The organism is Comamonas sp. AG1104, assembly GCF_003350425.1.
Taxonomy (GTDB): domain Bacteria; phylum Pseudomonadota; class Gammaproteobacteria; order Burkholderiales; family Burkholderiaceae_C; genus Comamonas; species Comamonas testosteroni.
Window position 1 is genome coordinate 91,314 of sequence record NZ_QQAS01000007.1, and the last position, 12,888, is coordinate 104,201.

Sequence of the window (12,888 nt, forward strand, 5' to 3'; positions counted from 1 at the left end):
ACCTTGGAGCCGCCTACAATCCGCCTCATCCATGAAGATTCTTATTTGCAATGACGACGGCTTCCAGGCCCCAGGCATCGTGGCCCTGCACGATGCGCTGCGCACCGTGGCAGACGTCGAAGTGGTGGCGCCCGAGCACAACAACAGCGCCAAGTCCAATGCCTTGACGCTGAATGCACCGCTGTATGTGCACCAGGCCTATAACGGCTTTCGCTACGTGAACGGCACTCCCGCAGACTGCGTGCATATCGCGTTGACCGGCCTGCTTGGCTACCGGCCCGATCTGGTGGTTTCGGGCATCAACAACGGCGCCAATATGGGCGACGACACGATTTACTCGGGCACCGTGGGCGCGGCCATGGAAGGCTATCTGTTCGGTATTCCCTCGATTGCCTTCTCGCAGGTGGACAAGGGCTGGGCCGAACTGGAGGCGGCGGCTGCCACCGCCCGTCAGATGGTTCAGGAGATGCTGGCCCAGCAGTTGATCGGTACGGCTCCCTGGCTGTTGAACGTGAATATTCCCAATATGCCGCTGCATGCACTCAAAAGCGTCAAGCTGTGTCGCCTGGGACGCCGTCATGCGGCCGAGCAGGCTATTCAGCAGCAAAGTCCGCGTGGCGAGACCATGTACTGGATCGGCAGTGCCGGCGCAGCAAAGGACGACTCCGAAGGCACGGACTTCCATGCCACGGCTCACGGCCATGTCTCCATGACGCCGCTCAAGGTGGATCTGACTGATCATGAAAACCTGGGCTATTGGGCGCAGACGGCCAGCAAGCTGGCAGGTCCATCCACTACGCCGGCGGCCGCATCGTGAGCGAGCGTCGTCCGCCTCAGGTCCCGGGCTGGATTGCACGTTCCGTGCAGACGGGCACCAGCGCGGTGCGGCCGCCCGTTGCTCCCAAGCCCATCAATCCGCTGCGCGTGGCCGCTTCGCCCGTGGGCGTGGGGCTGGACTCATCCACGGTGCGCTCCCGCATGGCCCAGCGAATCGGTGCGGCCGGTGTCAGCAACCCTGCCGTGCTGCAGGCCATGGCCACGGTGGAGCGTCACCGCTTTGTCGACAGTGCTCTGGTCAACCAGGCCTATGAAGACACCAGTCTGCCTATCGGCCTGGGTCAGACCATCTCCAAGCCCAGCATCGTGGCCCGCATGATCGAGCTGCTGCTCGACTCCGATGCGGCCCGCAACGGGCAAGGGCGCGTGCTGGAGATCGGTACAGGCTGCGGCTATCAGGCCGCCGTGCTGTCCATGCTTACCAAAGAGGTTTATTCGATAGAGCGGCTGCGCGGGCTGCATGAGAAAGCACGCGGTCATTTACGTCCCATGCGCCTGTCCAATGTGCATCTGATTCTCGGTGACGGCATGGTGGGCTTTGCCAGTGGCGCGCCCTATGCGGGCATCATCTCTGCTGCCGGCGGCGATGTGGTGCCGCAGGAGTGGTGCGATCAACTGGCAGTGGGCGGACGTCTGGTGGCTCCCGTCGTGGTTGGCGCGGGTAAGCAGGCACTGTTGGTGATTGACAAGAGTTCACACGGTTTTACTCAGACAGTTTTGGAAGCAGTCAACTTTGTCCCTCTAAAATCGGGGATCGCCTAGAAGGGAATAGCTTATGTTGGTATCGCGAAGTCTTGGTGCATGGGGAACGGCCGTGCTGGCAGGTGTCATCCTGGCCGGTTGTGCTGCCCAGGCAAACAGGGCTCCTGTGGAGGATCGCGGACAGTCGGCCTCCTCGTCTTCAACTGTGGACGTCAAGTCGCTGCCCGGCGCTGAAAATGCCGGCAAACCCGGTTACTACACCATCAAGCCTGGCGACACTCTGATCAGGATTGGTCTGGAGCACGGCCAGAGCTGGAAGGACATTGCTCGCTGGAGCAATCTGGACAACCCCAATGTGATTGAAGTCGGTCAGGTGGTGCGTGTGGTGCCGCCCGGACGCGAGGCGCCTGTCGCTTCGTCCGGCTCGGGTCGCGGTGTCGCGCCCGTGATCGTGGGCGGTGGCAGTACTGCAACGACGACTTCCCCTGCGACTCCCCCGGCTGCAACCGCAACGCCAGTGCCATCCACGCCTGCAACAACCCCGGCGCCTGTTGCCAAGGGAGCCGATGATGTGAACTTCATCTGGCCTGCCAGCGGCTCGCTGATTGCCGGCTTCGACGAGCAGCGCAACAAGGGCTACGACATCAGCGGCAAGGCTGGTGATCCCGTGGTGGCTGCCGCCGATGGCCGTGTGGTGTATGCCGGTGCCGGCCTGCGTGGCTATGGCAACCTCATCATCCTCAAGCACAACAACACCTATCTGACGGCCTACGCCCACAACCAGTCGCTGCTGGTCAAGGAAGATCAGGCCGTGAAGAAGGGGCAGAAGATCGCCGAGATGGGCAGCACCGATGCCGATCGCGTCAAGCTGCACTTCGAGGTGCGTCGCCAGGGCAAGCCTGTCGATCCTTCGCGCTATCTGCCTTCGCGCTGAGCATGGTCACGCAACGCAAGCAAGCCGCACAAGCCCCTGCCCAGCAGGGGCTTGTGCCTTCTGACGCGGTAGAGCAGAGCTGGGACGAAGCAGCCGAGGACAGCATTGCCTCGGCCGAGGTCGAGAACCGCGAACTCACGGTCGGCACCGAGCATCACGGTCAGCGTGTAGACAAGGTGCTGGCGCTGGGGGTGTCCGAGTTCTCGCGCAGCTATCTGCAGCAGTTGCTGGCCGACGGTGCGGTCACTCTCAACGGCAAGGTTCTGCTCAAGCCCTCGGTCAAGGTGGCAGTGGGGGATCGCCTGCGCGTGGAGATGCGGCCCACCCAGCAGAGCATGGCCTTCCAGCCCGAGGCCATGGATCTGCAGGTGGTCTATGAGGACGAGGATCTGCTGGTCATCAACAAGCCTGCAGGTCTGGTGGTGCATCCGGCGCCCGGCAACTGGACCGGCACATTGCTCAACGGCCTGCTGGCGCGTGACGAAAAAGCGCGCCAGGTGCCGCGCGCCGGCATTGTTCACCGGCTGGACAAGGACACCAGCGGTTTGATGGTGGTGGCGCGCAATCGCAGCACCATGGATGCGCTCATCAAGATGATTGCTGCGCGCGATGTGAGCCGTCAGTATCTGGCGCTTGCCCACAAGCAATGGGGCAGCCGCAAGCGCCGCGAGGTCGATGCGCCGATTGGACGCGACCCGCGCAACCGCCTGCGCATGGCGGTGGTGGATCTGAATCTGCATCCCGGCAAGCAGGCGCGTACCGACTTCGATCTGCTCGATGGCGATACAGCGCACAGCCTGGTGCGCTGCACGCTGCACACCGGCCGCACGCACCAGATCCGGGTGCACATGGCTTCGCTTGGTCATCCGCTGATAGGCGATACGCTGTATGGCGGCCAGCCCGAGGGCGGGCTGGAGCGTCAGGCACTGCATGCCTTCAGACTGGCCTTCGAGCACCCTGTGACGAAAAAGCCGCTGGTCCACTATGCGCCGCTGCCACAAGACATGGCCGGTGCACTGGATTTATGGGGCCTGCGTTACAATCTGCCGGAAAGCCTCTGACCATCACTCGCATGGCATCTTTGGGGCGCTTCCCTCTCTTCTTAGAATCAGGCGTCCCACCGCAGTCGGTGCGACAGCCGCTCCCGAAACGCTGCGCCCATGAATACGGTAGATGCCAAGCGGGTTCTTGAAACAGCATTGATTTGTGCCCCGCAGCCTGTAACACTGCGGGAATTGCGCTCACTTTTTGATGATGTACTGGGCTCGGACACGGTTAAGGATTTGCTGCTGGACCTGCAAAAGGACTGGGCCCTCAAGGGCGTGGAACTGGTGCAGGTGGCTTCTGGCTGGCGTTTTCAGAGCCGGCCGGAGATGCGGGTCTATCTGGACAAGCTTCACCCCGAGAAGCCGCCCAAGTACACGCGGGCGACGCTGGAGACGCTGGCCATCATTGCCTACCGTCAGCCCGTCACGCGGGGTGATATTGAGGACATTCGCGGTGTGACCGTGAACAGCCTGATCATCAAGCAGCTGGAAGACAGAGGCTGGATCGAGGTCATTGGCCACCGTGAAACTGTGGGGCGGCCTGCCCTGTTTGCCACCACGCGCCAGTTTCTCGATGATCTGGGCTTGCAGTCGCTGGATCAACTGCCCATGCTGGAGGAAACCCAGGCCCAGCAAAGTCTGTTCAAGGCGCTGGATGGGGAGGACGGTGAGCCAGCCGCTGTGCCGGAGGCCGGTGCCGAGGAGGCCCCGCACCAGGAAGGCGTGGAGGCTGCAGAGCCGGCCGAGGTCGCTGCGGATACGGATGTCGCTGCAGAGTCCGATGCGGCGGAGAGTGAGATCCTGCGTACCCCGGATGAGGAGGATGGCGCCGAGGAGCTGCCGGATACCGATGCCGACCCAGTGGCGCAAGCGCCTGAGGCGCTTGTGTCGGAACTTCAGCATGAGGCTGATGCCTCTGGGTTGGAGTCATATCCGGGCCAAACGCATGGTGGTATTGCGCAAGATGCTACTGAAAGGGTAGCGGCTGAGCCGCCGGATTCGGAACCAGGGCCTGCCGTGGAGCAGCCCTCCGTGAGCAAGCCCAAAGCGGCCAGGCCCGCCAGAGCTGTCAAGGCGGCAGAGTCGGAGCCCAAGCCGGCGGCCAAGAAAACAGGCCGTACCGAGTGGGTGGGGCTGAAGGCGTTTCTCGAGGATGACTACGGCAGCGATGACGACGAGGCCGAGGACGCAAAGACGAAAGCGCGGGCCGACGATGCCGTCGAGTCGGCAGAACAACGAATTGTGGAGGATGACGATGGCGTCATCCCCGAAGGAAAACTGGAATGAACAACGAGACATCGAACCCGATGCCCGAGTCCGCAGCCGCTTCGCCCGAAGCCGAGCCGGTCAAGAAGACTCGCAAGCCCCGCGCAGCCAAGGCCGATGGTGCCAAGGACGCCGCCGAGGCCAAGAAGCCTGCCGCACCGCGCAAGCGCGCTGGCGTCAAAAAGGATGCTGCTGCCGAGGTCAAGCCTGCGCGCAAGCGAGTGACCAAGCCCCGGGCCGAAGAACCCGTGGCTGTCGAGGAGCCGACTCAGCCCGTGGCCGAGCAGGAGGCGCAGTCCCAGGACCATGACGCAGCAGATGCCGTCGTCGTGGACGTGGCCGTGGACAGTGCTGCCGCTCCCCGTGAGCCCAAGGGACGCAAGGGTCAGAACATCGACTTTGCCGATGTGATCTCGGGCGACTTCGACGACGAGGAAGCAAACGGCAGCGCCATGCCCGCCAAGCGCGTGCTTGCGCCCCAGGTCGACTCTCCCAAGCTGCACAAGGTGCTGGCCCAGGCCGGCATGGGTTCGCGCCTGGAGATGGAGCAACTGATCCTGGAAGGGCGCATCTCGGTCAACAACGAGCCTGCCCACGTCGGCCAGCGCATTCAGTTCGGCGATATCGTCAAGGTCAACGGCCAGCCCATCCGCTTCCGTATCGATCCGCCGCCCGCACGCGTGATTGCCTATCACAAGCCTGTGGGCGAAGTGGTGACGCATGACGATCCGCAAAATCGCCCAACGGTGTTCCGCAAGCTGCCCAAGCTGCAGCATGGCAAGTGGCAGTCGGTAGGTCGCCTGGACCTGAACACCGAAGGTCTGCTGCTGTTCACCAGCTCGGGCGAGCTGGCGAACTCGCTGATGCACCCCCGCTTCGGTCTGGAGCGTGAATACGCGGCCCGCGTGCTGGGCGCGCTGAGCAAGGAAGAAAAGCAGCGTCTGCTGGACGGCGTGCAGCTCGAAGATGGCGAAGCCAGCTTTGGTGCCGTGGAAGATGGTGGCGGCGAAGGTGCCAACTGCTGGTATCGCGTGACCATCTCCGAAGGGCGCAACCGCGAAGTGCGTCGCATGTTCGAGGCCGTGGGCCATGCTGTCAGCCGTCTGATCCGCATTCGCTATGGCGCCATGATGCTGCCGCGCGGTCTCAAGCGCGGCGCCTGGGTGGAGCTCGATCAGGCCGATATCCAGGCGCTGATGTCGGCAGCCGGCGTCAAGGAGCGTGCTCCCGTCGAGCGCAACAACAATGGCGCCCGTGGTGCCAACAACCGGGGCGGCCGCAACAGTCGCAGCGGCGGTCGCGGCAACGGCATGAATGCCGATCGCGCACCCCAGGGGCGCCGTGAAGGCGGTGGTCAGCGCCGTGGCGAGTGGGACGGCAATCGTCCGGCACCTAGCGGCATGCTGGGTGACAACCCGCGAAGCAAGTCCGGCGGCCGCTCAGGTGGCTCGGGCCGCTCGCAGGGGGGTGGTCAGCCCGACCCCATGCGCACCTCGGTGGGCTATATCGGCAGCGACAGCCTGTCGCGTGCCCGTCAGAACGCCAAGCGCCGCCCTGGTGGCGGCGGTGGTGGTGGTCGCCGCGGCGGCCGCTAAAAAGGCGTCCGTAAGGAATTGAGTGCTGTCTGGACTTCAAGGTCTATGGCGGCACCGCTAAAATCAACTGTTTTGCTTTTTCGGCAAAAACCCATAGTAACCCTGATTAGGAAATAATCATCATGGCTATCGAACGTACCCTCTCCATCATCAAGCCCGACGCAGTTGCCAAGAACGTGATCGGCCAAATCTACGCCCGCTTCGAAGCTGCTGGCCTGAAGATTGTGGCTGCCAAGCTGGTGCACCTGTCGCGCGGCGAAGCCGAGCAGTTCTACGCTGTGCACGCTGCCCGTCCTTTCTTCAAGGATCTGGTGGACTTCATGGTCTCCGGCCCCGTGATGATTCAAGCTCTGGAAGGCGAGAACGCCATCCTGAAGAACCGTGAGCTGATGGGCGCCACCGACCCCAAGAAGGCAGAGAAGGGCACTATCCGCGCCGACTTCGCCGACAGCATCGATGCCAACGCCGTGCACGGCTCCGACGCTGCTGAAACCGCTGCTGTGGAAGTTGCCTTCTTCTTCCCCGGCATGAACGTGTACTCGCGTTAATCCACGCTAGCTTTACAGCATGCTCTCGCTGACGCCAGCGCTTTGCATTTGTGCAAAGCGGGTGTCAGCACTTGAAGATGCTGGCCACGGCGTGGCAAACCCCGTTCGCAAGACGCCTCGCCACATGCCGATATGACTACTAATTTGCTTGATTTTGACCTCGAAGGACTGACCGCTTATTGCGAGCAGCTCGGGGAGAAGCGTTTCCGTGCGACGCAGCTGTTCCGCTGGATTCACCAGCGTGGTGCATCCGATTTCGACCAGATGACCGATCTGGCCAAGTCCCTGCGCGAAAAGCTCAAGAGCCGGGCCCACATTACCGCTTTGCCTGTGGTGACGGAGCATGTCTCTGCCGATGGCACAGTGAAGTGGCTGTTCGATGTGGGTGACGGCAATGCCGTTGAATCCGTTTTCATTCCTGAGGACGACCGTGGCACGTTGTGTGTATCGTCCCAGGCAGGTTGCGCCGTAGGCTGCCGCTTTTGCTCAACGGGGCATCAGGGCTTCAGCCGCAACCTCAATACCGGCGAAATCCTTGCTCAGCTCTGGTATGCGGAGCATTCGCTGCGCAAGCGCTTCGGTACCGAAGATCGCATCATCTCCAACGTGGTGATGATGGGCATGGGCGAGCCGCTGCAGAACTACAGTGCGCTGGTGCCTGCGTTGCGCGTGATGCTGGACGACCATGGCTACGGCCTGTCGCGTCGCCGCGTGACGGTGTCCACCTCGGGTGTGGTGCCCATGATGGACCGACTGTCGCAGGACTGCGCGGTGGCGCTGGCGGTGTCGCTGCACGCGCCCAATGATCCGTTGCGTGACAACCTGGTGCCGCTGAACAAGAAGTACCCGATTGCCGAGCTGCTGGACGCCTGCGAACGCTATCTGGAGTTCGCGCCGCGTGACTTCATCACCTTTGAATATTGCATGCTCGACGGCGTTAATGATCAGCCTGAGCATGCGCGCCAGCTGATAGAGTTGGTGCGCGCGCGCGGCGATGGCAGGAGCTGGTGCAAGTTCAATCTGATCCCGTTCAATCCTTTCCCCGCTTCGGGTCTGTTGCGCTCGCCTTCGGCCCGTGTGACCGAGTTCGCAGCGTTGCTGAGCAATGCCGGCATCGTGACCACGGTGCGCAAGACCCGCGGTGACGATATCGATGCGGCCTGTGGTCAGCTCGCAGGCGATGTGAAGGACAGAACTCGCGCTGCTGAGCGTATGGCCAAGCAGCGTACTATCCCGCTCAAGCAGGTGTCTTGACGGAGTTTTGAATAAAGGACAATCAATGAGGGCAGTGGTACAGCGACCGGTTTGGCAACATTGGGGCTTGTTGGCCCGGTGGGGGGTACCGGTTGCGGTCGCGGCACTTGTGGGTTGTACTTCGACAACGACCACCACCACTTCCTCTACGTCCGTACCCCAGACTTCAGTGGTTGGCACGGGCGGGGCCCAGGTCGCCGATGCCAATCGCCGTGCACAGATTCGCCTGGAGTTGGCTGCCAATTACTTTCAGGCCGGGCGCCTGGATGTGGCCATGGATGAGGTGGGGCAGGCCTTGGCTGCCAAGCCCGATTACGCCGATGCATACGGCCTGCTGGGCCTGATCCTCATGCAGAACCAGGACTGGACGCAGGCCGAGATCGCCATGCGCAAGGCCGTGGATCTCAATCCGCGCGACGGCAACCAGATTCACAATTACGGCTGGATGCAATGCCAGCAAAAGCATTTCGACGTAGCCCAGCAGTGGTTTGATAGAGCCTTGCAGGCTCCGGGCTACCGTGAGCAGCCCAGGACTTTGCTGGCCAAGGGCATGTGCTACCAGCAGGCAGGACAGCTGGAGCAGGCCTACCAGAACATGTTTCGTGCCTACGAGATGGATGTGGGCAACCCCGCTGCAGGCTACAACCTGGCAAATGTGCTTTGGCTCAAAGGTGATCTGAAGAAGGCACAGTTCTACATCCGGCGCTTGAATAACAATAGCAATCAGGCCAGTGCGGAAAGCCTCTGGCTGGGGATCAAAATAGACAGGGCACTGCACGACGACATTGGAGTGCGTCAACAGGCCGATCAGTTGCGCGAGCGTTTTCCTCAATCGCGTCAGTGGCTGGCCTATGAACGTGGAGCTTTCAATGAATGAGGCTGCGGTGGAAGAGGAAACTATGCAAAGCGAAGAGCAGGTGCCAACTCAGGGGCAGGCCACGGCCGGGGTCTTGTTGCGTCAGGCGCGGGAAGCAGCCAGGATGCAGTTGCCCGTGATGGCTGCGACATTGAAGGTACCGCAGCACAAGCTGGAGGCGCTGGAGGCCGATGACTATGCGGCCTTTCCCGATCATGTGTTCATGCGTGCTCTGGCCATGGGAATGTGCCGGACCTTGCATATCGATGCCGAATCGGTGCTGGCTAAGCTGCCACGTACCGAGATCAAAAGCCTTGCCAAAACAGGTCCTGGCATCAACGAGGCCGTCAAGGTGCGCAGCAGCTTCAAGGTCACGGGTACACCGCTGGACTCCGGCAACAGCAGCTCTCGCAAGATTGCGGCAGGTGTGCTGATTCTGCTGGCGGCAGCCGCTGCCGTGTACTTTGTGCCATTCCAGCAGATGGTGGACGGCGCCGATGGGGCAGGCGCGCCAGCGCCGGCTCAGGCCCAGTCTGGCCAGGCGGCAGCGGTGAGCGCTCCGGCTGCTGAACCGCTTGCCCAGGCTGAGGGCGGCGCACAAGGCAGTTCTGCCACACCTGCGGCGCCGGTGACAGAGCCTGTGTCGGCTGCTGCCGGCATGCCAGGCGACGGCGCTGCAGCAAGCGCTCCCGCATCTGCGGCAGCTGCCCAAACCGCAGCCCTGGCCGCCGAGGCAGCCACGCCCGCAACCGGCGCTGGCGGCCTGCTGGTGCTGAAGGTGAATACCGGCCAGTCCTGGGTCAAGGTCAAGGACGCAACTGGCAAGGTGGTGCTGGAAAAGACCCTGTCCAAGGATGAATCTGCGACTGCCGAAGGCCAGTTGCCCCTGTCGGTGATCGTGGGCAATGCCAAGGGCACGCAGGTGACGGTACGTGGCGAACCCTTCGATATCTCGAGCACACGCGACAATGTGGCTCGCTTCGAGGTGAAGTAACCGTTCGAGGTAAACAAGAGTGCAAGATTCTCAAAGCTCGCAGCAGCTCAGCCAGGCGATAGCCATCGCCAGCCCGCTGCCGCGCAAATCGCGCCAGGCCCGTGTGGTGTGGCGCAACAACGTGGTCACCGTGGGGGGCGATGCGCCCGTGCGCGTGCAGTCCATGACCAATACCGACACCGTGGATGCCGTGGAGACCGCCATCCAGGTGCGCCAGCTGGCCCAGGCCGGCTCGGAGATGGTGCGCATCACCGTCAACACGCCCGAGGCCGCAGCCGCCGTGCCCTATATCCGCGAGCAGCTCGACCGCATGGGCGAGTATGTGCCGCTGGTGGGGGACTTTCACTACAACGGCCACCGTCTGCTGACCGACTACCCCGACTGCGCCCAGGCGCTGTCCAAGTACCGCATCAACCCTGGCAACGTGGGCAAGGGCGACAAAAAGGATAAGCAGTTCGGTCAGATGATCGAGATTGCGGCCAAATACGACAAGGCTGTGCGCATCGGCGTGAACTGGGGCTCGCTCGACCAGGAAATCATGGCCGATCTGATGGATCAGAACAGCCGTCGCGAGAAGCCCTGGGAAACGCGCCAGGTCATGTACGAGGCACTGATCACATCGGCCATCAGCTCGGCCGAGCTGGCCAGGAATATCGGCCTGAATCCCGACAACATCATCCTGTCCTGCAAGGTCAGCGGTGTGCAGGATCTGATTTCGGTCTACCGCGAGCTGGCACGCCGCTGCGACTATGCGCTGCACCTGGGCCTGACCGAGGCCGGCATGGGCACCAAGGGTACGGTGGCATCCACCGCAGCACTGTCGGTGCTGCTGCAAGAAGGCATCGGTGACACGATTCGCGTCTCGCTCACGCCCCAACCCGGTGAAGCACGCACGCAGGAGGTCGTTGTGGCCTCCGAAATCCTGCAGGCCCTGGGTCTGCGCGTGTTCGTGCCCAGCGTCACCGCCTGCCCGGGCTGTGGTCGCACCACCAGCACCACCTTCCAGGAACTGGCCAAGAAGATCGACGATTTCCTGCGCGGTGAAATGCCGGTCTGGCGCACCCAGTTCCCCGGCGTGGAAGCCATGAAGGTGGCCGTGATGGGTTGCATCGTCAACGGCCCCGGCGAGAGTAAGCATGCCGATATCGGCATCAGCCTGCCCGGCAATGGCGAGGCACCTGCGGCGCCTGTGTTCATCGACGGCGAGAAAGCCTTGACGCTGCGCGGCGAGCATATCGCCGAGGAGTTCCAGACCCTGGTGCTGGAATATGTGCAGCGCCGCTACGGCCAGAAGGCCTGAGCGACTCGAGCGCTTGCAGCGGCCCGGCATGCGGGTGGTGATTGCGCTTGCTGGCACAATGCCGGCGAGCCAAGACTTTGGAATTGATAGCTGCTTGTGCACTATCTGTATGGATTTGAATTAGGTTTCTAGTTGAAAAGCATGATTGACGTGTGCAATATGCTCTTGTTTTGCTAGTAACCCAAGTGTGAGACTTCACGTGGCCAAGAACGAAAAACTGACCGCCGTCAAAGGCATGAACGATATTCTCCCCCCCGACTCGGCGCGCTGGGAGTGGTTTGAAGCCAAGGTGCGCGATCTGATGGGCCGCTTTGCCTATCGCAATATGCGCACCCCCATCGTCGAGCCCACGGCACTGTTTGTGCGCGGCCTGGGCGAGGTGACCGATATCGTCGAAAAGGAGATGTACTCCTTCGAGGACCGGGCGGATAAGCATGGTCAGGCCGAGCATCTGACCCTTCGTCCTGAAGGTACGGCCGGTGTGGTGCGTTCGGTGGTGGAAAACAATCTGCTGTATGAGGGCGGCAAGCGTCTGTTCTACATCGGTCAGATGTTTCGGCGCGAAAAACCCCAGCGCGGCCGCTATCGCCAGTTCCACCAAGTCGGTGTGGAAGCCATGGGTTTTGCCGGTCCCGAGCTGGATGCCGAAGTGATTTTGCTGGCCGCTCAACTTTGGAAAGAGCTGGGCATTGAAGGTGTGCGTCTGGAGCTCAACAGCCTGGGTCAGCCCGAGGAGCGCAAGATCCACCGCGAGGCGTTGATTGCCTACTTCGAGCAGCACACCGATGTGATGGACGAGGAAGCCAGGCGCCGCATGTACAGCAACCCGCTGCGCGTGCTGGACACCAAGAACCCTGCCATGCAGGAAATGGTCAACGCAGCTCCCAGGCTGATGGACTATCTGGGCGATGCATCCAAGGCGCATCTGAAGGCTGTGCAGGACATTCTGGATGCCAACGATGTGGCGTGGAGCCTGAATCCGCGTCTGGTGCGCGGCATGGACTACTACAACCTCACGGTGTTCGAGTTCATTACCGACAAGCTGGGTTCGCAGAGCACAATCTGCGGCGGCGGTCGTTACGACTATCTGATCGAGGAAATCGGCGGCAAACCCGCTCCGGCCGTGGGCTGGGGCATGGGTGTGGAGCGCGTGCTCGAAGTGCTCAAGGAAGTGGGTGTAGAGATTCCCCAGCCCGCAGCCGACGTCTACGCCATCATTCCCGATGCCTCGGCGCTGCCCCAGGTCTTCAAGACCGTGCAGCAGCTGCGTGCAGCCGGTGTGGCGGTGCAGATGCATGCTGCCGCCGGTGGCTCGGCCGAGGGCATGGGCTCGATGAAGTCCCAGTTCAAGAAGGCTGATGGCTCGGGTGCGCGCTTTGCTCTGATCTTCGGCTCCGACGAGCTGGCCCAGGGCAAGGTGACCGTGAAGTCGCTGCGCGACGGCGAAGGCCAGCAACAGCAGCAAGCTCTGGCGGACGTGGCCCTGTGGGCCGGCAGCCTAAAATCGGCGGTTTGATTTTCCGCACCTCGTTTTCCGACCAGCGTTCCACTCAATC

Annotated in this window: 12 protein-coding genes; all 12 read left to right on the plus strand. The window is 62.2% G+C overall.

The window, feature by feature from the left end:
* The first annotated feature begins 31 nt into the window (after positions 1-31).
* Positions 32-817, plus strand: a complete 786-nt coding sequence (surE, locus tag DFO48_RS19645; protein WP_003077571.1) for a 5'/3'-nucleotidase SurE — start codon at positions 32-34, stop codon at positions 815-817.
* Complete coding sequence (locus DFO48_RS19650) at positions 814-1,599, plus strand: protein-L-isoaspartate(D-aspartate) O-methyltransferase (protein WP_199407033.1); 786 nt, start codon at positions 814-816, stop codon at positions 1,597-1,599. Before surE ends, DFO48_RS19650 begins: the two co-directional genes overlap by 4 nt.
* Before the next feature lie 13 nt (positions 1,600-1,612).
* Positions 1,613-2,473 carry a peptidoglycan DD-metalloendopeptidase family protein gene (locus DFO48_RS19655; protein ID WP_114864521.1) on the plus strand — a complete coding sequence of 287 codons (861 nt, stop codon included), beginning with the start codon at positions 1,613-1,615 and terminating at the stop codon, positions 2,471-2,473.
* 2 nt (positions 2,474-2,475) lie between these two features.
* Complete coding sequence (locus tag DFO48_RS19660; RefSeq protein WP_114864522.1) at positions 2,476-3,534, plus strand: RluA family pseudouridine synthase; 1,059 nt, start codon at positions 2,476-2,478, stop codon at positions 3,532-3,534.
* Positions 3,535-3,708: 174 nt separating this feature from the next.
* Positions 3,709-4,806, plus strand: a complete 1,098-nt coding sequence (gene scpB / locus DFO48_RS19665) for an SMC-Scp complex subunit ScpB (RefSeq protein ID WP_370449598.1) — start codon at positions 3,709-3,711, stop codon at positions 4,804-4,806.
* On the plus strand, positions 4,803-6,380 hold the full coding sequence (locus tag DFO48_RS19670; RefSeq protein ID WP_114864524.1) for a pseudouridine synthase: 1,578 nt from the start codon (positions 4,803-4,805) through the stop codon (positions 6,378-6,380). The genes scpB and DFO48_RS19670 overlap by 4 nt, the downstream gene beginning before the upstream one ends.
* Positions 6,381-6,502: 122 nt before the next feature.
* Positions 6,503-6,928, plus strand: a complete 426-nt coding sequence (gene ndk, locus DFO48_RS19675) for a nucleoside-diphosphate kinase (protein ID WP_003053316.1) — start codon at positions 6,503-6,505, stop codon at positions 6,926-6,928.
* A gap of 132 nt (positions 6,929-7,060) precedes the next feature.
* Positions 7,061-8,182 carry a 23S rRNA (adenine(2503)-C(2))-methyltransferase RlmN gene (rlmN, locus tag DFO48_RS19680; RefSeq protein WP_003077560.1) on the plus strand — a complete coding sequence of 374 codons (1,122 nt, stop codon included), beginning with the start codon at positions 7,061-7,063 and terminating at the stop codon, positions 8,180-8,182.
* Positions 8,183-8,207: 25 nt separating this feature from the next.
* Positions 8,208-9,059, plus strand: a complete 852-nt coding sequence (gene pilW, locus DFO48_RS19685; RefSeq protein ID WP_233506472.1) for a type IV pilus biogenesis/stability protein PilW — start codon at positions 8,208-8,210, stop codon at positions 9,057-9,059.
* Positions 9,052-10,032 (plus strand): helix-turn-helix domain-containing protein, encoded by a 981-nt coding sequence (locus DFO48_RS19690; protein ID WP_114864525.1) that lies wholly within the window; start codon positions 9,052-9,054, stop codon positions 10,030-10,032. Before pilW ends, DFO48_RS19690 begins: the two co-directional genes overlap by 8 nt.
* A gap of 19 nt (positions 10,033-10,051) precedes the next feature.
* Complete coding sequence (ispG, locus tag DFO48_RS19695; protein ID WP_114864526.1) at positions 10,052-11,332, plus strand: flavodoxin-dependent (E)-4-hydroxy-3-methylbut-2-enyl-diphosphate synthase; 1,281 nt, start codon at positions 10,052-10,054, stop codon at positions 11,330-11,332.
* A 235-nt stretch (positions 11,333-11,567) separates the two neighbouring features.
* Entirely contained in the window at positions 11,568-12,848 is a 1,281-nt protein-coding gene (gene hisS / locus DFO48_RS19700; protein WP_218568235.1) for a histidine--tRNA ligase, read from the plus strand.
* Positions 12,849-12,888: the final 40 nt, after the last annotated feature.

Coding starts and splice junctions, on each gene's coding strand:
- surE (WP_003077571.1), top strand. CDS start 32: ATGAAGATTCTTATTTGCAATGACGACGGCTTCCAGGCCCCAGGCATC.
- DFO48_RS19655 (WP_114864521.1), top strand. CDS start 1,613: ATGTTGGTATCGCGAAGTCTTGGTGCATGGGGAACGGCCGTGCTGGCA.
- DFO48_RS19660 (WP_114864522.1), top strand. CDS start 2,476: ATGGTCACGCAACGCAAGCAAGCCGCACAAGCCCCTGCCCAGCAGGGG.
- DFO48_RS19670 (WP_114864524.1), top strand. CDS start 4,803: ATGAACAACGAGACATCGAACCCGATGCCCGAGTCCGCAGCCGCTTCG.
- ndk (WP_003053316.1), top strand. CDS start 6,503: ATGGCTATCGAACGTACCCTCTCCATCATCAAGCCCGACGCAGTTGCC.
- rlmN (WP_003077560.1), top strand. CDS start 7,061: ATGACTACTAATTTGCTTGATTTTGACCTCGAAGGACTGACCGCTTAT.
- pilW (WP_233506472.1), top strand. CDS start 8,208: ATGAGGGCAGTGGTACAGCGACCGGTTTGGCAACATTGGGGCTTGTTG.
- DFO48_RS19690 (WP_114864525.1), top strand. CDS start 9,052: ATGAATGAGGCTGCGGTGGAAGAGGAAACTATGCAAAGCGAAGAGCAG.
- hisS (WP_218568235.1), top strand. CDS start 11,568: ATGAACGATATTCTCCCCCCCGACTCGGCGCGCTGGGAGTGGTTTGAA.